22 protein-coding genes are annotated in these 22,336 nt (G+C 62.0%); 8 read left to right on the top strand and 14 right to left on the bottom strand.

All coding sequences use genetic code 11. The features are described from left to right. The first annotated feature begins 204 nt into the window (after positions 1-204). Entirely contained in the window at positions 205-627 is a 423-nt protein-coding gene (locus tag AC0C6X_RS12130; RefSeq protein ID WP_173516653.1) for a VOC family protein, read from the top strand. A gap of 373 nt (positions 628-1,000) precedes the next feature. Further along, the gene (locus AC0C6X_RS12125) at positions 1,001-2,500 is read left to right on the top strand and encodes a multicopper oxidase family protein (protein WP_173516654.1); all 1,500 of its coding nucleotides are present in this window, start codon (positions 1,001-1,003) and stop codon (positions 2,498-2,500) included. Positions 2,501-2,937: 437 nt separating this feature from the next. Here AC0C6X_RS12125 and AC0C6X_RS12120 read toward each other — a convergent pair whose 3' ends face one another. The 5 genes from AC0C6X_RS12120 to AC0C6X_RS12100 form a co-directional block, all read right to left on the bottom strand. Continuing rightward, the gene (locus AC0C6X_RS12120) at positions 2,938-3,807 is read right to left on the bottom strand and encodes a cytochrome c1 (protein ID WP_173516655.1); all 870 of its coding nucleotides are present in this window, start codon (positions 3,805-3,807) and stop codon (positions 2,938-2,940) included. A 32-nt stretch (positions 3,808-3,839) separates the two neighbouring features. Continuing rightward, positions 3,840-5,120 (bottom strand): cytochrome b, encoded by a 1,281-nt coding sequence (locus AC0C6X_RS12115; protein ID WP_247958913.1) that lies wholly within the window; start codon positions 5,118-5,120, stop codon positions 3,840-3,842. A 14-nt stretch (positions 5,121-5,134) separates the two neighbouring features. After that, positions 5,135-5,713 carry a ubiquinol-cytochrome c reductase iron-sulfur subunit gene (petA, locus tag AC0C6X_RS12110; RefSeq protein WP_173516657.1) on the bottom strand — a complete coding sequence of 193 codons (579 nt, stop codon included), beginning with the start codon at positions 5,711-5,713 and terminating at the stop codon, positions 5,135-5,137. Positions 5,714-6,082: 369 nt separating this feature from the next. Beyond that, positions 6,083-7,948: an ABC transporter ATP-binding protein gene (locus AC0C6X_RS12105; RefSeq protein ID WP_173516658.1), complete on the bottom strand. Its 1,866-nt coding sequence runs from the start codon at positions 7,946-7,948 to the stop codon at positions 6,083-6,085. Positions 7,949-8,069: 121 nt separating this feature from the next. Continuing rightward, the gene (locus tag AC0C6X_RS12100; RefSeq protein WP_472953325.1) at positions 8,070-9,923 is read right to left on the bottom strand and encodes an ABC transporter ATP-binding protein; all 1,854 of its coding nucleotides are present in this window, start codon (positions 9,921-9,923) and stop codon (positions 8,070-8,072) included. A 408-nt stretch (positions 9,924-10,331) separates the two neighbouring features. Between AC0C6X_RS12100 and AC0C6X_RS12095 the strand changes: the two genes are divergently transcribed. Together AC0C6X_RS12095 and AC0C6X_RS12090 are read left to right on the top strand one after the other, a co-directional pair. After that, complete coding sequence (locus AC0C6X_RS12095; protein WP_472953322.1) at positions 10,332-10,904, top strand: GNAT family N-acetyltransferase; 573 nt, start codon at positions 10,332-10,334, stop codon at positions 10,902-10,904. A 6-nt stretch (positions 10,905-10,910) separates the two neighbouring features. After that, positions 10,911-11,372, top strand: coding sequence for a tRNA (cytidine(34)-2'-O)-methyltransferase (locus AC0C6X_RS12090; protein ID WP_173516662.1), 462 nt, complete (start codon positions 10,911-10,913; stop codon positions 11,370-11,372). A gap of 85 nt (positions 11,373-11,457) precedes the next feature. Here the strand turns inward: AC0C6X_RS12090 and AC0C6X_RS12085 are convergent, their stop codons facing one another. Beyond that, entirely contained in the window at positions 11,458-12,033 is a 576-nt protein-coding gene (locus AC0C6X_RS12085) for an NADPH-dependent FMN reductase (protein ID WP_173516663.1), read from the bottom strand. A gap of 76 nt (positions 12,034-12,109) precedes the next feature. Between AC0C6X_RS12085 and soxR the strand changes: the two genes are divergently transcribed. Then, positions 12,110-12,580, top strand: a complete 471-nt coding sequence (gene soxR / locus AC0C6X_RS12080; RefSeq protein ID WP_472953319.1) for a redox-sensitive transcriptional activator SoxR — start codon at positions 12,110-12,112, stop codon at positions 12,578-12,580. 18 nt (positions 12,581-12,598) lie between these two features. Here soxR and AC0C6X_RS12075 read toward each other — a convergent pair whose 3' ends face one another. Beyond that, entirely contained in the window at positions 12,599-12,859 is a 261-nt protein-coding gene (locus AC0C6X_RS12075; protein ID WP_173516665.1) for a hypothetical protein, read from the bottom strand. A 308-nt stretch (positions 12,860-13,167) separates the two neighbouring features. Here AC0C6X_RS12075 and hemF point away from each other — a divergent pair, with 308 nt between their 5' ends. Continuing rightward, complete coding sequence (hemF, locus tag AC0C6X_RS12070) at positions 13,168-14,079, top strand: oxygen-dependent coproporphyrinogen oxidase (protein WP_472953316.1); 912 nt, start codon at positions 13,168-13,170, stop codon at positions 14,077-14,079. A gap of 48 nt (positions 14,080-14,127) precedes the next feature. Here hemF and AC0C6X_RS12065 read toward each other — a convergent pair whose 3' ends face one another. Beyond that, a complete protein-coding gene (locus AC0C6X_RS12065; protein ID WP_472953314.1) occupies positions 14,128-14,265 on the bottom strand; it encodes a hypothetical protein in 138 nt (45 codons plus the stop codon). A 193-nt stretch (positions 14,266-14,458) separates the two neighbouring features. Between AC0C6X_RS12065 and AC0C6X_RS12060 the strand changes: the two genes are divergently transcribed. Next, the gene (locus tag AC0C6X_RS12060; protein WP_173518139.1) at positions 14,459-14,731 is read left to right on the top strand and encodes a BON domain-containing protein; all 273 of its coding nucleotides are present in this window, start codon (positions 14,459-14,461) and stop codon (positions 14,729-14,731) included. 6 nt (positions 14,732-14,737) lie between these two features. Here the strand turns inward: AC0C6X_RS12060 and AC0C6X_RS12055 are convergent, their stop codons facing one another. The 4 genes from AC0C6X_RS12055 to AC0C6X_RS12040 form a co-directional block, all read right to left on the bottom strand. After that, on the bottom strand, positions 14,738-15,355 hold the full coding sequence (locus tag AC0C6X_RS12055; RefSeq protein ID WP_173516668.1) for an ABC-type transport auxiliary lipoprotein family protein: 618 nt from the start codon (positions 15,353-15,355) through the stop codon (positions 14,738-14,740). 87 nt (positions 15,356-15,442) lie between these two features. After that, positions 15,443-16,813, bottom strand: a complete 1,371-nt coding sequence (locus AC0C6X_RS12050; protein WP_472953311.1) for an MlaD family protein — start codon at positions 16,811-16,813, stop codon at positions 15,443-15,445. 179 nt (positions 16,814-16,992) lie between these two features. Further along, complete coding sequence (locus AC0C6X_RS12045) at positions 16,993-17,802, bottom strand: ABC transporter ATP-binding protein (protein WP_472953522.1); 810 nt, start codon at positions 17,800-17,802, stop codon at positions 16,993-16,995. A gap of 22 nt (positions 17,803-17,824) precedes the next feature. Further along, a complete protein-coding gene (locus AC0C6X_RS12040) occupies positions 17,825-18,973 on the bottom strand; it encodes an ABC transporter permease (protein WP_173516670.1) in 1,149 nt (382 codons plus the stop codon). A gap of 238 nt (positions 18,974-19,211) precedes the next feature. On the opposite strand from AC0C6X_RS12040, the gene dgcA reads away from it, so the two are divergent. Next, positions 19,212-20,195 (top strand): N-acetyl-D-Glu racemase DgcA, encoded by a 984-nt coding sequence (gene dgcA, locus AC0C6X_RS12035; RefSeq protein ID WP_472953307.1) that lies wholly within the window; start codon positions 19,212-19,214, stop codon positions 20,193-20,195. Here dgcA and AC0C6X_RS12030 read toward each other — a convergent pair. Both AC0C6X_RS12030 and AC0C6X_RS12025 read right to left on the bottom strand, forming a co-directional pair. Beyond that, positions 20,147-21,367, bottom strand: coding sequence for an MFS transporter (locus AC0C6X_RS12030; RefSeq protein ID WP_472953305.1), 1,221 nt, complete (start codon positions 21,365-21,367; stop codon positions 20,147-20,149). The genes dgcA and AC0C6X_RS12030 overlap by 49 nt on opposite strands. A 97-nt stretch (positions 21,368-21,464) precedes the next feature. Then, the gene (locus AC0C6X_RS12025) at positions 21,465-22,301 is read right to left on the bottom strand and encodes a UDP-2,3-diacylglucosamine diphosphatase (RefSeq protein ID WP_472953302.1); all 837 of its coding nucleotides are present in this window, start codon (positions 22,299-22,301) and stop codon (positions 21,465-21,467) included. Positions 22,302-22,336 lie beyond the last annotated feature (35 nt).

The raw sequence follows: 22,336 nt of genomic DNA, 5'->3' as shown, positions 1-22,336 counted from the left end.
CCGGCAATACTGATCGGAACGGCCAAGCCCTTCAATTGCACTCGAACTCGATCCCGCCGGCGCTACCACCGGCGAAAAGCCAACCATCCTCCGCTATAATGTCCCGGAAGGGGTTGGTGTGGCCTATGTGGCAACGCCTTCGCCTACAGCGCCGAGCGTCTTGTCAGACGCGCAAAGGTCGCTGCAGCAAATCGGGAGGCGGATATGAAACCACGGCTGAAAGTCCTCACGCTCGCGGTAAACGACCTTGAAAGGTCACTGGCCTTCTATCGCGACGGCATGGGGCTGCCGACGCAGGGAATTATCGGCCAGGAATTCGAGGACGGCGCAGTGGTCTTTTTCCACATGGGCGACGACTTGATACTGGCGCTCTTTCCCGCGCCTTCGCTTGCCAAAGACGCAAAGATATCCCCGACGCAGGCGCGGCTTGGCGCCGTCTCAATCGGACATATCGTCAATTCGAGGCAGGAGGTCGATGCGGTCATGAAACAGGCCGAAGATGCTGGCGCGATCATTACCGATCGCCCACACGAACGTTTCTGGGGCGGCTATTCTGGCTACTTCCACGACCCCGACGGCCACCTTTGGGAGATCGCCTGGAATCCGCACTGGACTGTCGCGGATTGAATGCGCGAACGGCGCTAGTCTTATCTGCTGCCAACAGATCCTATGCTCCCCAAACGCAAAAGGCCCGGACGGACCAGAGCCTTTGTTTTGGAGCTCGATCAAGTCAATAGGACGACGTTGCCCTTACCGCCCATCTCTCCGGATATGAACCAGAGCGTGCGGATTTCTCCACCGTGCGCGCCATCAGTCCCAATGCAAAACGCAAGCCTCTCAGCGGCAACATCATCCCCTTGTCATCCCAAGCACGCTCTCCGTCCTGATCCGTTCCAACACGGTTGCTACCAGAAATTTAATCGCTAATTATGAGTGCAAGCGTGGCCCAACTCGGGCTTAACGCAGCTTCCTCAATTCTCAAATCAAAGAGGAGCTTTGCATGACCTATCAGTCCGAAGGTTGTTTCGTTCCTAGACATGCCTTACTTGCGGCCGGACTCATATGTCTCGCCGAGCTACTACCAGGCGCTGCCAGCGCTCAGCAGGCGGCCGAGGAGCTTGTAAGGCCCGAGGAAGTGCACAGTCGCAATGGCGAACTCACCCTTGCCCTCACCGCCGCGCCTGCCAAGATCAACGTAGCGGGCGTTTCGTTCAGCTCCAACGTGTTCAACGGCAAGTACCTCTCGCCGGTGCTACGGGTTAGACGGGGGGATCTCGTCAAGATTCATCTCGTCAACGAAATCGCCAAGGCGGACAACGAGATCAGCAAGCCCGAACCCACGAATCTTCATTATCACGGCATGGCCATCCCCCCGACGGAGCCGGCCGACGACATCTTCGTCGAAGTTCACCCCAAAGGTCATGAACATGTGGGGCATCACAGCAACGTCTACGAATATGCCTGGCGCGTGCCGGAAGATCATGCGCTGGGTCTGCACTGGTATCATCCGCATGTCCACGGGCGTGTGGAGGATCAGGTGCTTAGCGGCCTCTCCGGCCTGCTCGTCGTTGAGAGCATGACCGAGACACATTATCCGCAATTTGCCGACCTGCAGCGCCAGACGCTGATCCTCCGTGACATCGATCTGCCCGGCGCAAAGGATGGTGACCCGAAAACGAAGACAATCAACGGCCAGAAGCACCCAGCCATTCGAATGAGGCCCGGCGAATTCCAGATCTGGGAAATTGGCAATCTCGGCGCGGACTCCTATTTCGACCTTGAGCTCGACGGCCACTCGTTCTGGGTTCTCGGTCGTGACGGAAATCCGACAGAACTGCCGGTCAAGGAACAGACCCTGTACCTTTCGCCGGGGGCACGGGCGGAGGTTCTTGTACAGAGTGCCAAGGCCGGCCATTATCCACTGCGCTCGCTGAAAGTGGATACTGGTCCGCAGGGAGATCCCAACCCCCAGGTGGAGTTAGGAACGGTCATCGTCGAAGGTGGGCCGGTCAATGGTGGGTCGACTAGCGCAGATCTTTCGAAGCCGGCGGTCGCCCTCGACAGTGGCGACATAACCGCCAGGGAAGTCAGGAAGCTTCCCATCACCAACCGAAGGACGATCACCTTTTCAGAAACGGCCGACGGAAAGACCTTCTTCCTTAATAACAAGATGTTCGACCAGGGCCGCATCGATACCACTGTGACAATAGGCGACGTCGAGGAGTGGACGTTGAGGAACGTAACGGGCGAACGGCACGTCTTCCACATCCATCAAACCGATTTCCTCGTGACGGAACAGGAAGGCGCCGCCCTCGACTACAAGGGCCTTCGGGACGTCATTGATATTCCGCAGCAACGAAACGGAAAGCCCGGAGAGGTGAAAATCATCGTCCCCTTCCTGCGTCCGAACATCGCCGGAAAGTTTGTCTATCACTGCCACATCCTGGAGCATGAGGATAATGGCATGATGGCAAACATCGTTGTCCTGCCGGCGAAGTGAATGCGACGGAAGCTGCCAATAGCCGATGGCGTGACGCCTTGATGGGAATGTTTGTGGAAGGAGCATAGGTTAGGTGCATTGGAAGACCGCTGCCGGACCGAGTCTACTTTTCTTCTGCGCTCCAGCTTTCTTCTGAATTTCAAAGCCAAACAGAAGTGCGAAAACACTGTTTACCAACTGGAAAGGCGTCATAATTGGCGATGGCGAACTTTGGTTCACCAAGACGGGAACAGACGCAAACCCTATGTCCGTACAGATTGCAGCCGTGGCCAATTAAATGCGATCACCCCTGAGTTGGCTCGGGATCAGCGGCAACGCTGTTGCCCGCGGTGCACCCGGTCAAGAGAACGCCGGGCCCAACCCAACGAAAAAGGGCCCCGGACGAACCGGGGCCCCTTGCTGGATCTCGATCAGAGCCGGCTTAATCCGGCATCTGGTCAATGTTCCTTGTTGGCGTAGACCGATTTCTTCGTGAGGTAGACGAGGCCGGTGAAGATCAGCAGGAACACCATGACCATGAAGCCGGTGCGCTTGCGCTCTTCGAGGTGCGGCTCGGCCGCCCACATCAGGAACGAGGCAACGTCCTTGGCGTACTGATCGACCGTCTGCGGCGTGCCATCGTCGTAGGTGACCTGGTCGTTGGAGATCGGCTGGGCCATCGCCAGAGCGGCAGCGTTCGCGAAATACGGGTTGTAGTGGGTGCCTTCCGCGACTTCGACGCCCTGCGGCGGATCCTGGTAGCCGGTCAGCAGCGCGTGGATGTAGTCCGGGCCGCCTTCCTGGTAGGGCCAGAACATGTCGAATATGAACTGCGGGAAGCCGCGCTCGATACCGCGTGCCTTGGCGATCAGCGAGAAGTCCGGCGGCGCTGCACCGTTGTTCGATGCCGCAGCCGCTTCCTTGTTCGGATAGGGCGACGGGAAGTGGTCGGACGGCAGGGCCTTGCGGGTGAACATCTCACCGTCGGCATTCGGGCCGTCCTGAACTTCGTAGTTCGCCGCAAACGCCTTCACCTGCGCTTCCGAGTAGCCGAGGTCTTCGAGCGTACGGAAGGCCACCAGGTTCATCGAGTGGCAAGCCGAACAGACTTCGGTGTAGACCTTCAGGCCGCGCTGAAGCTGGCCCTTGTCATAGTGACCGAAGGGGCCGGCAAAGCTCCATTCCTGCTGTTCCGGCTTGTGGATCGGATAGTGAGGCGTACCGCCGCCATGCTCCTCGCCGCCCTTCGCCTCTTCGGCGACAGCTGCACCGAGACCGAGACCAGCGACGACAGCGAGTGACAGAATGCCTGTAACAAGCTTTTTCATTGTTGTGGGTTCCTTATCAATCGCTGTTCTGATCAGGCGCGTGCGGCGGCCGGCTGCGCCTTGGCATTCTTCTTTTCCAAGACCGCTTCGGTGATGGAGTTCGGAATGCGCTTCGGCGTTTCGATCAGGCCGAGAACCGGCATGATGACGAGGAAGAAGCCGAAGTAGTACAGCGTGCCGATCTGCGACATCACGACGTAGAGGCCTTCTGCCGGGCGCGAGCCGAGCCAGCCGAGCATGATGGCGTTGGCGACGAAGATCCAGAAGAACAGCTTGTACCACGGACGGTAGACGGCCGAGCGGACCTTGGACGTGTCGAGCCAGGGCAGGAAGAACAGGACGAGGATCGAGCCGAACATCACCAGAACGCCGCCGAGCTTGGAGTCGATCGGGCCGATGTTGAAGGTGATGGCGCGCAGCATCGCGTAGAATGGCAGGTAGTACCATTCCGGAACGATGTGGGCAGGCGTCTTCAGGGCGTCAGCCGGGATATAGTTGTCCGGGTGGCCGAGGAAGTTCGGCTGGTAGAAGACGAACCAGGCATAGACGATCAGGAAGACGGAAACGCCGAGCGCATCCTTCAGCGTCGCATAGGGCGTGAAGGGAACGGTGTCGGTCTTGGACTTGACTTCGACGCCGGTCGGGTTGGTCTGGCCGGTGACGTGCAGCGCCCAGATGTGCAGGACGACGACGCCGGCGATCATGAAGGGCAGCAGATAGTGCAGCGAGAAGAAACGGTTCAGCGTCGGGTTGTCGACCGCGAAGCCGCCGAGCAGGAACTGCTGGATCCACTCACCCACCAGCGGAAACGCGGTGAAGAAGCCGGTGATGACGGTCGCACCCCAGAAGGACATCTGGCCCCAGGGCAGAACGTAGCCCATGAAGCCGGTCGCCATCATCAGCAGATAGATGACCACGCCGAGGATCCAGAGGATTTCGCGCGGCGCCTTGTAGGAGCCGTAATAGAGACCGCGGGCAATGTGCAGGTAGACGGCGATGAAGAAGAAGGATGCGCCGTTGGCATGCAGGTAGCGCAGCAGCCAGCCGTGGTTGACGTCGCGCATGATCTTTTCGACGGAGTTGAAGGCAACGCCCGTGTCGGCGCCGTAGTGCATCGCCAGCACGATACCGGTCAGGATCTGCACGACCAGCATGACCGAAAGCATGGCACCGAAGGTGTAGGCGTAATTCAGGTTCCGGGGAACCGGATAGCTGATGAAGCTATCGTGAACGAGACGCGGCAACGGCAGACGGGAATCAACCCATTTCTCAATGCCAGTCGTCGGCGTGTAGGTTGAATGTTCAGCACTCATTATCAGTAGTCCCCTCAACCGATCTTGATAACTGTGTCGGAAACGAACGCGAAGGTCGGCACGTGAAGGTTCTCCGGCGCCGGACCCTTGCGGATGCGGCCGGCCGTATCGTAGTGCGAACCGTGGCAGGGACAGAACCAGCCACCGAAGTCACCGGCCTGGCCAAGCGGCACGCAGCCGAGATGGGTGCAGGAACCGATCATGACGATCCAGTTTTCCTTGCCCTCGCCGGCAGAGCGATCGACGTCGCTTGCCTGTGCTTCGGCCGGAAGGTTGGCATTGCGCGCAACCGGGTCCTTCAGCTCGTCGAGCTTGACGGCCTTTGCCTCTTCGACTTCCTTCTCCGTACGGTTGCGGATGAAGATCGGCTTGCCGCGCCATTTCGCCGTCAGCGACATGCCGGGCTGCAGGCTCGAAACGTCAACCTCGATCGAGGCGAGCGCGAGCGTCGATGCATCCGGACGCATCTGGTCGATGAACGGCCAAGCGACAGCACCGGCGCCGACGACGCCTGCCATACCGGTAGCCAGATAAAGGAAATCGCGGCGAGTGGGCTCGCCCAAGGCCTCGCTTGAAGTGTCGTGTTCGCTCACGGCTAAACCATCCTCTCACGCAATATTGCGGAAACCGCATCCGCCCCCGGCGAAATTCCTGCCCCTGGCGACTTGATCCAGGTCAAGGAACCACGCCCTATTCATAGTGCTGTCGCCCCCGTCGATTTGCGGCTGCAAACACGACTTCGGCACCAGAATCCGGAAAAATTCTGCGCGCGCACGGCACACAGATTCCCCGTCAATCCGGCGCGTTCTATGCTTGATCGCAAATTATGTCCAGCCTTGACAAGGGGATGTGGGCAGATTGTCGCGGGGAAAAGCGCGGCCAATCGGCACAAGGACTTGACGGTCGCCAGTTGGGGTGAATTCAGGCTGGACGGGTGGGCGTCGAAGCGCTCTTGGGGCGCCCTACTCCGCCGCTTCGTCGCGGGCGAGGAATCCGCCCGATTGGCGCGACCAGAGCCCGGCGTAAAGCCCGCCGCGGGCGACGAGCTCCGCGTGGGTTCCCTCCTCGACGATCCGCCCCTTGTCCATGACGACGAGCCGGTCGAGCGCCGCAATCGTCGAAAGCCGGTGCGCGATCGCGAGCACGGTCTTGCCCTGCATCAACCGGTCGAGGTTGGACTGGATCGCCGCCTCGACTTCTGAATCGAGCGCCGACGTCGCCTCGTCGAGCACGAGGATCGGCGCGTCCTTCAGCATCACCCGGGCAATGGCGATGCGCTGGCGCTGACCGCCGGAAAGCTTGACGCCACGCTCGCCGACATGGGCATCGAACCCCTTGCGGCCGCGCTGGTCCTGCAGGCCGAGAATGAAGTCGTGGGCCTCGGCCTTGCGCGCGGCGGCAATCAGTTGCTCCTCGCTCGCATCCGGCCGTCCGAACAGGATGTTGTCGCGGATCGAGCGGTGCAGCAGCGAGGTGTCCTGGCTGACCATGCCGACCTGGGCACGCAGGGACTCCTGCTTGACCGCTGCGATATCCTGCCCATCGATCAGGATCCGCCCGCCCTCGAGGTCGTAGAAGCGCAGCAGCAGATTGACCAGGGTCGACTTTCCGGCGCCGGAGCGCCCGACGATACCCACCTTCTCACCCGGACGGACGGTCAGCGAAAAATCGTCGATGACGCGCTCACCCTTGCCGTAGTGGAAGCGCACGTGTTCGAAGCGGATCTCCGGCCGGCTGACGGCAAGCTCCGCGGCACCGGGCCGGTCGACGAGACCGATCGGCTGCGACACGAGTTCGGCCGAGTTCTGGATCGTGCCGATGTTGCGCATGATCGCATTGAACTGGGTCATCATGCGGCCGAGCAGCATGTTGAGCCGGAGCACCAGCGCCAGCGTGAAGGCGACGGCGCCGGAACTGATCGCGCCGCCGAGCCAAAGGTGGATCGAATAGACGGCGATGGCCGTGATCATCAGGCCGGAAAGCAGCGCCAGCGACGCGCGCACCGCCGTCAGCAGCCGCGTGAACGGAATGACCGCTCCCTGGAACCGGTCGAAGCCGGAGCGGATATAGCGATCGTTCTCCTCGTCGCGACCGAAGAGCTTCAGCGTCTGGATGTTGGAATAGGCATCGACCATGCGGCCATTCAGCATCGATGCCATTTCGGCCGTGTCACGGGCATGTTTGCGGATGCGCGGAACGAAGTAGCGTGCAAGCGACAGGAAGACGACGATCCAGAAGGCGACCATCGCCGCAAGACGCCAGTCGAGCTGCGCCACCAGCGCCATGGTGGAGGCGGTGTAGATGACGATGAACCAGACGACTTGCAGGAGCGAGACGATGAGATCGCTCGTCGCCTGGGCGCCGGCCCAGACCTTGGTGACGATGCGGCCGGAGAAATCGTTCTGGAAGAAGGTGAGCGACTGGCGCGCAACATGCACATAGGACTGCCAGCGCACCAGGTTGAGAAAGCCGGTGATGATCGACTGCTCTTCGACGAGCGCTGCCAGCGACACCGCGACAAAGCGGAACACCATGACCGTCAGCAGCATGAACAGGAGTTCCGGCCCGTTGGCGGCGATCAGGCCGCTCCAGCCGGCCTCGGGCTTCACCGTGTCGAGAACGTCGACGAGCCGCCCGACGAAATAGAACAGGCCGGCTTCGAGCATGGCGACGAGACCGCCGAGCACCGCCATGGCAAGGAACGGCCCCTTCGCCTGGCGGGCATAGAACCAGGCGAAACCCCAGAGCGATTTGGGCGGCTGCAGGCGCTCGCGCGGCGCGAAGGGCTTGATCCAGTTCTCGAAAAGGCTGACGATGGCGCTGAGCATTGTTCCGATATAGGCGGTTCGGCGGCAACAGCAATCGGTTTTGACGCAATTGCTGATTACAAATACGTAACGGCCAGGACCGCAGCCCGCCGCTCTTTCGAACGATGGGCCGATGGGTATCCTACTCTGCCGCCTCTTCCTTCTCGATGTCGTCGGCGATGAAGCCGCCGGATTGGCGCGACCAGAGATCGGCATAGAGGCCGCCCTTGGTGACGAGTTCGCCGTGTGAACCCGTCTCGACGATCCGGCCCGCTTCGAGAATCACCAGGCGATCCATCTCCGTCAGCGTCGACAGGCGGTGGGCGATCGCGATCACCGTCTTGCCGGCCATGAGCGCGAAGAGGTTTTCCTGGATCGCCGCTTCGACTTCCGAATCGAGCGCCGAGGTCGCCTCGTCGAGGATCAGGATCGGCGCGTCCTTGAGGAATACGCGTGCGATCGCGATGCGCTGGCGCTGACCGCCGGAGAGCTTGACGCCGCGTTCGCCGACCTGCGCGTCCAGTCCCTTGCGGCCCTGGTTGTCCTCGAGGCCCTGGATGAACTCCCAGGCGTTCGCCTTCTTCGCCGCCGCGATGATCGCCTCGTCGTCCGCTTCCGGATGGCCATAGGCGATGTTGTCGCGAATGGAACGGTGCAGCAGCGAGGTATCCTGCGTCACAACACCGATCTGGGCGCGCAGGCTGTCCTGGGTGACGCTGGAAATATCCTTGTCGTCGATCCGGATCGCGCCCTCTTCGAGATCGTAAAAGCGCAGCAGCAGGTTCATCAGCGTCGTCTTGCCGGCACCCGAGCGGCCGACCAGACCGATCTTCTCGCCCGGCTTGATGTCGAGCGACAGGTGATCGATGACGCCCTTGGCCTTGCCGTAGTGGAAGCGGATGTTGTCGAAGGCGATCGCCCCCTTGTCCGCCTTCAGCGCCTTGGCATCCGGTTCGTCGACGATGTCGTGCGCCTTGGTCATCATGCCGATGCCGTCATAGACCGTGCCGATATTCTCGAACAGCGCCGAGACTTCCCACATGATCCACTGCGACATGCCGTTGATGCGCATGGCGAGGCCGACGGCGATCGCAATCGCGCCGACGGAGATGGCACTCGTCAGCCACAGATGGATGCCAAGCGCGCTGATGGCGAAGAGCGCAATGCTGTTGTTGGCGTAAACCAGCACGTGGAACAGCGTCACCTTGCGCATCTGGCGATGCACGGTTTCGAGGAAGCTGTCCATGCCATCCCGCGCATAGCCTTCCTCGCGGCCCGCATGCGAGAAGAGCTTGACCGTGCCGATATTGGTATAGCTGTCGACGATCCGGCCGGTCATCATCGAGCGCGCATCGGCCTGCTCCTTCGAGATCTTCTGCAGGCGCGGCACGAAATAGCCGACGATGCAGATATAGATCGCGAGCCAGATGGCGAGCGGGATCACCAGCCGCCAGTCGGCGGTCGCCACCACCGCGAGCATGGTGACGAAGTAGCTGACGACATAGACGAAGACGTCGAGGATCTTCATCACCGTTTCGCGCACCGCAAGCGAGGTCTGCATCACCTTCGTCGCCACGCGTCCGGCAAACTCGTTGGCAAAGAAGGTCATGCTCTGGCGCAAGAGATAGCGGTGCATCTGCCAGCGCGCGATCATCGGATAATTGCCGAGCAGCACCTGGTGCATGATCAGCGAGTCGAGCGCGACGAGACCCGGCAGGCCGATGAGCACCAGCGCACCCATCCAGAAGAGCCTGCCGCCCTCGGCCTGAAGGAAAGTCTCGCGGTTGGCGCTCGACAGCCAGTCGACCATGTTGCCGAGGAACTGGAACAGCGCCACTTCGCCGATGGCAATCAGCATCGTGCAGACGGACATGATGAGAAGCCACGGCACGGCCGGCTTGGAATAATGCCAGCAGAAGCCGAAAAGGCTTTTCGGCGGGAGCGTCGGCTCTTCCGTCGGATAGGGATTGAGGCGGGATTCAAACCAGCCAAACATTGCATTGCTCCTTCAGAGTATTTTGAAGGAAAGCGGGTTTCCCCGCGTTCTTAGGATGAAAAAGCCAGTCCGGAAATGCAGCCCGAAAGAGGGCCTCGTCTTCCGGAGTCCCGGAAGCGCGTCGATCTCGCAAAAGATAGGTCGCGGAACCGGTCAGGCCAAACGGTGGCCCACTACTCCTGGAAGGCGTGTCAACATCAAGACATTCATGTTTGCCTCCGTCGGTTCGCGTTGAAGAGGCTTGATCTCTACCCCTATTCGCGCCGGCATGCCAGATTGTCGCAGGCTGTTTCTTGCACAATATTTCATCGTTCGCGTATCTGTTGCCGTTTCGGCACAGATTAGCGCCGGCAAAATCAGCGACCGCAAAAGCAAGCAGTGGCGGACCTTTCGCAGCGGAGAACAGGGATGAACGCTTCATCGGATACGCCTCCTGACCTTCAAGGTGTCGGCTTTGTGCTTCGGCGCCCTCGTGACGGTGATGTGGATGCGCGCCTGAGGCTCGGCCGCGATCCGGAAATCTACCGGATGTTCGGTGCGGGCAGGTCGTTCCCCGGCCTCTTCGGTCACGGCGAAGCAGCCGCCTGGATCGCACGGATCGCGGCACACCCGGCCGCCTGGATCATCGACCAGGACGGCCTTGTCGGTGAAGTCAGGCTCGACAACATCAATCACGCTGATCGACGCGCGAGCTTCGCCATCGCCATTTTCGATCCGGGGCGCCTTGGCAAGGGTCTTGGCACTGCGGTCACCAAGCGGGTATTGGCCTATGCCTTCGATGAACTTGCCCTTCATCGGGTCTCGCTGAGGGTTCTCGCCTTCAACGAGCGGGCGATCGCCGCCTATCTCAAGTCCGGATTCTCGATCGAGGGTCGCGAACGCGAGTCGGCGCTGATCGACGGTGAATGGCACGACGACATCATGATGGGCATCCTGGCTGCGGAGTTTGATGCGCGGCACGATGCCCCCGAAAACGAGTGACTTGACGTGAGCAATCTGCGCATCGCCCTCTACCAGCCCGACATTCCCGGCAATACCGGCACGATCCTGCGTCTCGCCGCCTGCCTTGGGCTTTCCGTCGACGTGATCGAGCCGGCCGGTTTCGACCTTTCCGATCGAAACCTGAAGCGCGCCGGAATGGACTATATCGCTTCGGTCGCACTCACCCGCCATGTCAACTGGGAGCGGTTCGAGGCGTGGCGAGCGGAAAGCGGCCGAAGGCTCGTGCTTGCCTCGACCAAGGCCGCCCTGCCCTATACGCGCTTCGCGTTCCGTCCCGACGACATCCTGCTCTTTGGCCGGGAAAGCGCCGGCGTGCCGGACCACGTGCACGAGTGTGCCGACGGCCGCGTGCTCATTCCGATGGCCGAGGGCCAGCGCTCGCTGAACATCGCGATCTCCGCGGCGATGATTGCCGGCGAAGCGATCCGGCAGGTCTCTCCAGCCTGACGGCGTAAGCATCGCTGCCTCCCTGGCTATCGGCGTCCGGCGGGCGCCGCTGAAGCGGTACCTCCCACCGTGGATGATCGGCGCATTACGCCGCCACTTCGTTGTACGGTGCGCGCTTGCGCGCCTGTTTCAGAACACGCGCCCACCAGGTCAGCCGGTCCATCATCAGGAACAGCGGCGCGCGCAGTTCCTCGGGCTTGTAGAGGTTGCCGGCGGCGTCGAACTTCGACCAGGCCTTGGCGAGCGCGATCCCATCGCGCAGCGTCACCGTATGCAACTCGCCGAAAACCTGGCGCAACTGCTCGACGGCGCGAATGCCACCCGAGGCCCCGCCATAGGAGACGAAGGAGACCGGCTTGGCGTGCCAGGGCTCGTAGACCGAATCGATCAGCTCCTTCAGCGCAGCCGGGTAACCGTGATTGTATTCGGGGGTGACGATGATGAAGGCGTCAGCCTCGGCGATCTTGCGTTCGAGCCACTCGCCCGGATTGACCGCGGCACCCAGGCCGCGCGAGGTTCTCAACCGCGCCGGGTCGATGATCGTCAGGCTAAAGGTCTCGGAATCCGAAAGCTCGCGGATCAGCCAGTTGGCGACCGTATCGCAGAAGCGACCCTGGCGCGCACTGCCATAGATCACGGCGAGGGTCATTTTCTCAGTCATGGGGTCTGGCTCCTGTTGTCTGGATCATGGAGCCAATGCTATAAAACCTCAACAATAGTTTAGGTCAATAGCCATCATGACAATTGTGAAGAGCAGCGAATTGCGCCGCGAACTGACGGTCGGCGAAGTGGCGGAACGCAGCGGCGTCGCCGTCTCCACCTTGCATTTCTACGAGGCCAAGGGCCTGATCCGCAGCAACCGCACCCGCGGCAATCAGCGCCGTTATCCGCGCAGCGTGCTCCGGCGCGTCGCGGTGATCAAGGTGGCGCAGCGCACCGGCATCCCCCTGTCGGAGATCCAGGACGCCTTGTCGGTTCTACCGGACGATCGTCCGCTGACGGTGGAAGATTGGGGCAGATTGTCCGAAAATTGGCGCGAACAGCTGAACGAACGCATTGCCAGCCTGATGGCCCTGCGCGATCACCTGACGGGCTGCATCGGCTGCGGCTGCCTGTCGCTGCATGAATGCCCGCTGCGCAACCCGCACGACGTGCTGTCGATGGAAGGCGCCGGACCACGCCTGATGGATGAAGACGGCCACGGTTGAGAGCGGGGCCGAACCCGGCTAATCCGCAGACGGCAGGCGGCGCATGGTAAACTCGATCTCGTCGCCCTCGAGCTGCCGCCAGCTTTCGACCTCGGTCCAATAGGCGGCCTTCGGCCAGGTATCGAACCATTCCCGTGCCTTCGCTCGGGCAGCGCTGCGATTGAGCCGAAAGGTCTCCCGCACGAAAAGGCTATCGCCTCGTGTCGGATTGTCCCGGCGATGCCGGGCGATCTGCCGTCGCAAACCATCGAGCGGCGGGCCTGCAGGTATTCTTGCCATGGGCTATACCTCTAAGCGCTAAGATAGTGACGGCGCTTGAGCTTTGCCAGAGCTTTGTTCGGCGGCGGCCTTCGTCGTACAGCCAAACTGTCGCTGCATGTATTCCATAGATTGGCACCGACACGTGCACCAATCTTGACCGTGATGGCGGCCCTCGCACGTCCTGGCAGACTCACGGCGCCGTGGTGCGACAGACCGCCCGAGGCGCTGGACCGGCGTTGCCATCGGCGCGAAAGTATGAACTGTGGCGACTTCAATCGAATCGGCGGAATTTCATCGGGAAACCCGCCAACAGGACGCAATTTTCCATGGAACGACCGCAACTCCCCCCAGGCCTCCCTGCAGATATCGAAAAGAAGAAGGCGGAGGCGCGTGCCTGGTTCGAAGGGCTGCGCGACACCATCTGCGCTGCCTTCGAGGCGATCGAGGATGAACTGACCGGTCCTCTCTCCGATCAAGCGCCCGGGCGTTTCGTCGCCAAGGACTGGAGCCGCGACGAAGGCAAGGGCGGCGGCGGCCGCATGTCGATGATGGAGGGCCGCGTCTTCGAAAAGGTCGGGGTTCACACCTCGACCGTCTATGGCGAGTTCTCGCCTGAATTCCGCAACCAGATCCCGGGTGCTGCGGAGGATCCTCGCTTCTGGGCATCGGGCATTTCGCTGATCGCCCATCCCGTGAACCCCAACGTGCCCGCCGTGCATATGAACACGCGCATGGTGGTGACGACGAGCAACTGGTTTGGCGGCGGTGCCGACCTGACGCCGGTGCTCGACCGCCGCCGCGTCATGACCGACGCGGACACCCAACTCTTCCATCGCGCCATGGAAATCACCTGCAGCCGTCATCAGGTCGCCGACCACGCCAAGTTCAAGAAGTGGTGCGACGATTACTTCTTCCTGCCGCATCGCAACGAGCCGCGAGGCACCGGCGGCATCTTCTACGACTGGCTGCATTCGTCGGAGGAACAGGGCGGCTGGGATGCGGACTTTGCCTTCACCCGCGACGTCGGCAAGGCCTTTGCCCTCGTCTACCCCAAGATCGTCCGCACCAACTTCAACATGCCCTGGACCGAAGAAGACCGGGACGAGCAGCTCGTGCGGCGCGGTCGCTATGTCGAGTTCAACCTGCTCTACGACCGCGGCACCATCTTCGGCCTGAAAACCGGCGGCAACGTCGAGTCGATCCTGTCGTCTCTGCCGCCTGTAGTGCGCTGGCCGTAAAGGCAAGATTTGAGAGCGGTTCGCCACGCGCGATCGGCTCTCGCCGCGCTAACTGCAGATCCGCATCTTCTTCAGGATGACCCTGCCATAGGCGCCGTAGGTCTTCACGGTTTTGACGACGCAGCTCTGCTTGGCGCCATAGCTGTAGTTTTCGGCCTGGGCCGGCATGCGCAAGGCAAGTGTCATCGCTATCGCCAGAGCCGTGGCGAAAAAAGAGCCGCGCATCGAATGCGTCCCCTGCCTGCCGTTCGTGACCGCGACAGATCCCGTCGCTTGCAGAGACACATGGCACGGCTGAAAATTTCCCGCTGTTTCGGATGAAACAGGCGAACAAAGCGTGACATCCGACGTTTCCCCTGCGTTGAGCAAGGTGGATGCGATGATCTTCAAGAAGCGAACATTCTTCGGCGACGAGCCGGAACGGCAGGCTGCGGACAACCCGGCGGAGCTGGAGCGCCGCGTTGCCCATTTTCTGGCGGTGGCACCCGGTCTCGATGCCGCCGACATCACGGTGACCGCCAAGGGCAACACGATCATACTCGCTGGATTCGTGGCAACCGCGGCCGAAATTGCCCGCGCCGAAGAGGCGGCAAGGCGCATGCAAGGCGTTGCGGAAGTGATCAACCGGATCGAGACGGCCGGCGTGGAATAGAAGGCGTCAGATAGTACCCAGCGTCCAGCTGACGATCTCGGCGGAAACGCCGGCAAAGGCCTGGTCGATCGCCTTGATGAAGGCCGGATTGCCTGCGCCCTTGACGCCGGCCGTGGCGCGAAACGCCTTTTGCGCCCGCACCGTGCCGTTGCGGTCGTTGAGGATTTTCGCGAAGATTTCCACGACGGCCGTATCGGCACCCTCCGTCGAAACCTCGAAGGCGCGGATTTCGGTGATGATCTGATAGTCGATCGCCAGCCCCTGGCCCGGCTTGCCGACGCCGCCGATCTTGCCGGTGTCTTCGAAGGCTTGCACGAGCTTCGCCTGCACCAGCTTCGGCAGCCGGTCGCTCCATTGTGCCTTGGAGAGATATTGCAGCTCGGAAGCGGACAGACGGACGACGATCTGGTCGCCGTCGAGCGCCTTCAGCGCCGTCGGCTCCGGCACGAGGATCTGCTTGCCGGTTGACGCGCGTCCTTCGACAACGGGCGAAGCCGAAAGGCTGAAAGTGTCGTTGACGGCGGCACGCGTGCCGCATCCGGCAAGTCCGGCTGCCAGCATGAAAATCAGGGCGGAGCGCCGCGCTCCCGCTACTCGCATACCAACCAGCCCCGGAAAATTCATACTGCCAATACCTTTGTCCCACACACCTTGGCGCGCCCTTGATCGAAAGCACGCCGCCTGGCCCCACACCGCTCCTGCCGCCCCGACTCAGCGCCGCGTGCGGCCATCATATTGTTTTACTGTTTCGCCGCCAAAAAGAAGACGCTGCGGGTCCTTGTCGAAGGTAGAGATCGTGTTTTCCAGGCTCTGGACCGTGCGCCGCGTATCGGTGACGAGCGCCTCGACATCGCGCAAGCCCGAGCCCGAGAAGCGCCGAAGGTTTTCGGCGATCGGCCCGATCTGCGCGTTGAGATTGTTGGCAACCTTGCGGAAGGATTCGAGCGTCGCGCGCGCTTCGGCCGAAAGCGAAGGCGCATCCGCATCGCCGAGGAAACCATCGACCTTGACGAGAATGCTGTCGACGCGATTGGAGGCGTTGTTGAGCTTGCTCGCGAGCTCTGTGACGTTGGTGATCGTGCGGTCGATGTCGGCCTGCCGCGCGGTAATCTTCGACGCGAACTGCGAGATGTCGGCGACGGTCCTGCGAGCATCGGCCGTCGCTGCGGTGATGTCGTTGACGACGAGTTCGACCTTGTTCTTGTCCACCGAGGCCACCAGCGTATCGACCCGCTCCAGCGTCTTCTGGGCGTTCTTGCCGAACTGATCGTAGGTTTCGACCGTGCGCCGGAAGGCGGCGATCGTTTCGGATACGCCGCCTGAGGCCGCCTTCAGATCGTTGCTGATCTGCTCGACGTTGGAGACGATGTGATCGATCTTCGCCGGATCGACGGACTTCACCAGGGACTCGGCGGACGCCAAGGTCGAATCGAGTTTCTTCGAAGCGGCACTCACCGAGCCGGAGAGTTCCGTCACGCTCTGCAGGAAGTCATCGATCGCGCCGGAATTGTTGGCGAGCGCCGTCGAAAACGTCTCCGCATTGCGGATCGTTTTCGTCAGCGGGCCGCGCACGTCGGTCACGAAGCCCTGGATGTCGGTGATCGCATTGTTGGCCCGGTCCATGATCTGGTCGGCGGTCGCCAGCAGGCTGGTGACGCTCGACTGATCCGCAAGGATGCGCGCCTGCGTGCCCTTTTCGATCGCCGTCTTCAGGATGTTCTCGTCGCCCTTGCGGCCGCCGCTGAGTTCGATATAGGCGGCGCCCGTCAGCCCCTGCACTTCCAGCGTCGCCTTGGTCGATCTCATCACCGGCGCATCGACCGAAACTTCGGTAACGGCAATCGAATAGCGCGGATCATTGGCGTCGATCGCAAGATTGCGCACCGTACCGACGGCAATGCCGTTGAAGCGCACCGGCGAGCCGACGGAGAGGCCGTTCGCGGAACCCGGAATGTTGACCACCAGTTCGACCATCTCGCCACTGCGCCCGTACTGCGACATCCAGTAGACGAAGCCGAAGGCGGCCGCGATCACGAACACCGTGAAGAAACCGACAATGGCGTAGTTCGCTTTCGTTTCCATTCGTACCGACTACCTTCGTGGCCGCTTCACCGGCTCTTCCTCCGATCTCGACGCCTTGGCGCCAAAACCGCATTCATTTCGAGCGCCGTGCGTTCAATGACGCACGAAGGACGCTCCAGCACTTCGTTTCAGGCGCATGTTCCGCATCAAGCCATTCGCTCGGGCGCGGCATGCTCCGGTCATTGATCGTGGCGCACGATCGATCGAGCCCGTTTGCCGCGGAAATAGGACTGCACCCAGGGATCATCGCAGGCCAGCATGTCTTCGACGGTCCCCTCGACCAGAACCCGTTTCTTGCCGAGAACCGCAATGCGGTCACAGACGGAAAAGAGGCTATCGAGGTCGTGAGTCACCATATACACGGTCAATCCCAGCGTGTCGCGCAGCTTGGCGATCAACTCGTCGAACTCCGCAGCCCCGATCGGGTCGAGGCCTGAGGTCGGCTCGTCAAGGAAAACCAGGTCGGGATCGAGCGCCAGCGCCCGGGCCAGGGCGGCGCGCTTGATCATGCCGCCCGAAAGCTCGGAGGGGTATTTTTCCGCCGCTTCCGGTGCCAGGCCCACGAGCTCGATCTTCACCCGCGCCAGTTCGTCCATCAGCCTTTGCGGCAGGTCGAGATATTCCCGCATCGGCACCTGGATGTTCTCGCGCACCGTCAGCGCCGAAAAGAGCGCGCCATGCTGGAAGAGAACGCCGAGGCGCATGTCGAGCGCTATGCGCTCGGTTTCGGTGATCTTGTCGTAATCCGCGCCCAGGATCTCGATCTTGCCGGCTCGTTTCGCCAGCAGCCTCAGCACGGTGCGCATCAGCACCGACTTGCCCGTGCCGGAAGCACCGACGAAACCGAGGATCTCGCCGCGGTAGATTTCGAGGTTCAGCTTGTCGAGCACGATGTTCGAACCGAAGCCCACCGTCAGGTCACGGACGGAAAGCACGGACTCGCGACCGTTCGCCTCCGTTGCCTGATCTTCCTCATGTCGCTTCTCGATTGCGCTCACGCTGTTCCTCGCCTCAGAAATCGATTGCCGCGTAGAACATGGCGAAGAGCCCGTCGATCAGAATCACGACGAAGATCGATTTGACCACCGAAGAGGTCACGTGACGTCCGAGCGATTCGGCACTGCCGCCGACCTTCAGCCCCTCGACCGCCGCCACCACGCCGATGATCAGCGCCATGAACGGTGCCTTGATCATGCCGGCGGCGACAGAGGAAAAGTCGATCGCCTCCTGCAGGCGCGCAAGGAAGGTCGGGATCGTGATCCCCGAATAGCCCCAGGCGACGAGCGCGGCGCCGATCAAGGCGGCGAAATTCGCGATGATCGTCAGCAGCGGCAGCGCCACGGTCAGCGCGACGAGGCGCGGAAAGACGAGAACGCCGATCGGGCTCAGTCCCATCACCTTCAGCGCGTCCACTTCCTCGCGCATCTTCATCGAGCCGATTTCGGCGGTGATGGCGCTGCCGGAGCGACCGGCGATCATGATCGCCGTCAGGAGTACACCGATCTCGCGCAATTGCAGGATACCGACGAGATCGACGACGAAGACTTCCGCGCCGAAGTAGCGGAGCTGGAACGCCCCCTGCTGCGCAATGATCGCACCGATCAGGAACGACATCAGCGTGATGATCGGCACCGCCATCACGCCCATCCGGTCGATCTGATGAACGATCGCCGCCGGCGAGACGCCGCTGTGTCGCCCAAGCTTGAGCTGGGCGCCACGTACCGCGGAACCGAGGATGTACATCGCCGCGACGACGTCGTCCCAGGTCGCAACCATCACCTCGCCGACCGGAGCGAAAATGCGTTGGAACAACGGCAGCCGCTCGCTGCCTTTCTCGGGCGCGCGCAATTCCGCCGGCAAGGCATCGATCAGCTCGACATAGCGTTGTCCGCCGTCGGCGAAATGGATGTCATCCCGGGACGGACCAGCGATACGGGTCATGAACCGCCGGATGATCCACGCACCGGCCGTGTCCATTGCCGTCACGCCGGAGAGATCGAACTGGGCGGCCCCATCGCCTTTGCTTGCAAGACCGTCGAGCTTCGCTGCCATCGCCTCGGCGGTTTCATGCCGCCAGGCGCCGGTGAAGACATAGCTTCGCCCGCCGGCACTTTCGGCCAGCGCAACGTCGGCGGTAAGCTTGCGGGCGGATGGCGACACGTGGCTCCGGGTTTCCTGAATTGCGACTGCATAATTCCTTAAACCGGAATCGATTTGAGGACAAAATTATGCAGCGGACCTAAAGTGTTACAGCGACCTTTGCGTGTCCGACCGGCGCGCGGCGCTGTAAAGATTCGTAAATCCTTACACCGTCATAACGGCTCGCACCGTAGCTGTCACCCGCACGTTCGGTTGGCGGCTATGTCGGACCCTCAGATTGCGCGCCGGAGACGCTTTCATGTCACTTTCCCTCGATGCCGTAGTGGAACATTTCCCGATTGCAGGCACCTTCACGATCTCGCGCGGCTCCAAGACGACGGCAAGCGTCGTTACCTGCCGAATCAGCGACGGCGCCCACACCGGTTCCGGCGAGTGCGTGCCCTACGGCCGCTACGGCGAAACGATCGATTCGGTTCTCGCCGAGATTGCCGACATTCGCCCACGCATCGAGGCCGGTCTGACGCGCGCCGAACTCCAGCGCGAAATGAAGCCGGGCGCGGCTCGCAACGCCGTCGATTGTGCGCTCTGGGATCTGGAATCGAAACAGAAAAATACGCCCGTTCATATGCTTGCGGCACTTTCTTCACCTCAGGCACTGACGACCGCCTACACGCTGTCGCTCGCCGAGCCGGATGCCATGCGCGAACAGGCGGCGAAATACGCCCATCGTGCGCTCCTCAAGGTCAAGGTCGGTACACTGGATGATGCCGGGCGCATCCGCGCTGTCCGGGCCGGCGCGCCCGAGAGCCGCATCATCCTCGATGCCAATGAAGGCTGGACGCCCGACACGCTCGCCTACCACTTCGCGATCTGCGCCGAGGAACGGATCGACCTGATCGAGCAGCCGCTGCCGGCCGGGCGCGACGAGGCGCTGGCGACGATCGCCCGCCCCGTCCCCATTTGCGCGGATGAAAGCGTGCACGCGACCGAGGACCTCGCAGGCCTCGTCGGCCGCTATGACGCGGTCAACATCAAGCTCGACAAGACCGGCGGCCTCACCGAGGCGCTGCGCATGCGCGATCAGGCAGCAGCCCTCGGCCTCAAGGTCATGGTCGGCTGCATGGTCGGCAGTTCGCTGGCGATGGCGCCGGCGATCCTCGTCGCTCAGGGCGCTGACTTCGTCGACCTCGACGGGCCGCTGCTGCTCGCCGAAGATCGTACACCCGGCCTGCGCTACGAGGCTTCGCTCGTCTTCCCCCCGGAGCCCCGTCTCTGGGGCTGAAGATACCAGGCGGCAACCGCGAAGCAGCAACCGGCCAAAGCGACGACCGACATCGAATAGAAACCGCTTACCCCGAACCAGGCGTAGAAATAGCCAGACAGGAACGTGAAAATCGCGGTGAAGATGCCGGTATAGAAGAAATAGAGCCCCTGGGCGGACGCTTCCTGGGATTCCACCACTCGCTCGACGAGCTTGTGCTGCATGCCGGTGTGCATGATCGCGTAGGTGAAGGCGTGGAAGCACTGAAGGATGAAATAGCCGCCGAAGCCGAGATTCATCGGGAAGATGATCCAGCGCACCACCGCAAGCGAACAGCCAGACAGGATCATCACCCACACGCTGAAGCGGCGGCTGATCGCCTTGGCGAAGATGAACATCGTGACTTCGGCCGCCACGCCCGCGCTCCAGAGCAGGCCGATCTCGGTGCCGCTGTAGCCGATCTGCTGCCAATAGATCGCCGAGAAGGCGAACAGCATCGCGTGGCTGGCGTTCACCAGCGTCACCCCGATCAGCAGCAGTTGCAGGTCGAGCTGCTTGAGCGACTTCGGCGGCGGCTCGGTGAGCGCGGTGATCGGCGACGGCCGGCGCGGCTTGCCGACGCGCGGCGCCGCATAGGCCATGGCGATCGTGAGGCCGAAGCCGATCGCCATCGCCGGCAGCACCATGTCGCTGCCGAAAATGCCGACCATCCAGCCGCCGAGCATCGTCGCACCGATGAAGGCGACCGAGCCCCAGAGCCGCATATGGGCGTAGTCGAAGCCCCAGCGCCGGACGCCGGAGAGCGCAATCGCCTCGACGATCGGCACGTAGGGCGAATAGACCGCCGATTGCAGCGTGTAGATGACCAGCACCGGCCAGAAGTCGCGGAAATAGAACAGCACCAGTGCGGTCGCGAGCGACAGGAAGCCGGACCAGATCAGCACGATCGTCCGCTCGCCGAGGCGGTCGGCGATGACGCCCGCGATCGGTGCCGTGATGACGCGCACGAACATCGGCAACGCCAGAACGACGCCGATCTCGAAGTCGGTCATCGACAGCGTGCTCAGCCACATCGGAAAATACGGCATGGCGAAGCCGTTGACGATCAGCGGCGCGCAGAAGAGCAAGGCGATGCGAAGCGCGAAATGGCGCGGCGGAGGGCCCACGGATGCGGGCGCTGGGGTGGGAATCATCGGCTGACCTGATGGCTGTACCCGATCTCTAGCACAGCCCCGGCAGGCCTCGCCATAACCTAGTTTTCGCGACAGGAGCCGGACTGTCGCACTCCGGTCAGGCGGCGCGCTGGGTCAGCAATTGGGCAAGCAGCTTGTCGGCTTCACCGGAGGCTTCGCTTTCAACGGCGCCGCCACGCGTCTGGTGCCAGGTGATTAGTTCCATCGTCCCGTCATGATGCTCGGCAATCGCCGTGCAGCTTTCCACCCAGTCGCCGGTATTGATGTAGCGGATGTCGCCGATGTCCTCGATGACCGCGTGGTGGATGTGCCCGCAGATCACGCCCTGCGCGTCGTGGCGGCGCGCCTCCTCGGCAACTACCTTCTGGAACTCGCCGATGAAGTTGACGGCGTGCTTCACCTGAAGCTTGGCCCAGGAGGAGAATGACCAATAGGGCATGCCGAGGCGACGGCGGATTGCCGCCAGGCCGATGTTGATGGCGATCGCCGTGTCGTAGGCCCAGTCGCCGAGATAGGCGAGCATGCGGGCATTGCGCACCACGACATCGAACTCGTCGCCGTGGAGCACCAGATAGTTCCGGCCGTCGGCGGCCTCGTGAAGGTAGCGCTGCGCCACCTCGATGCCGCCGAAATGCACGCCCGGAAAATCACGCAGGAACTCGTCGTGATTGCCGGGGACATAGACGATGCGGGCGCCTTTGCGCGCCTTTCGCAGCAGCTTCTGCACAACGTCGTTGCAGTTCTGCGGCCAGTACCAGCTGCGCTTCAGCCGCCAGCCATCGACGATGTCGCCGACGAGCACGATCGTCTCCGCTTCATGATGCCGCAGGAAATCGAGCAGGAAGTCCGTCTTGGCGGCCTTCGACCCGAGATGGACGTCGGAGATGAACAACGTCCTGAGCCTTCGTACGGAGTTGTCTTGCTGCGCCGTCATGCCAGCCTCGTCTTCAGTTACGCTTTCTGCCCCCG

This window comes from Ensifer sp. VA4, assembly GCF_055710065.1.
Note: the sequence above shows the minus strand (reverse complement) of the source record. Positions and strands in the feature narration are given on the sequence as shown.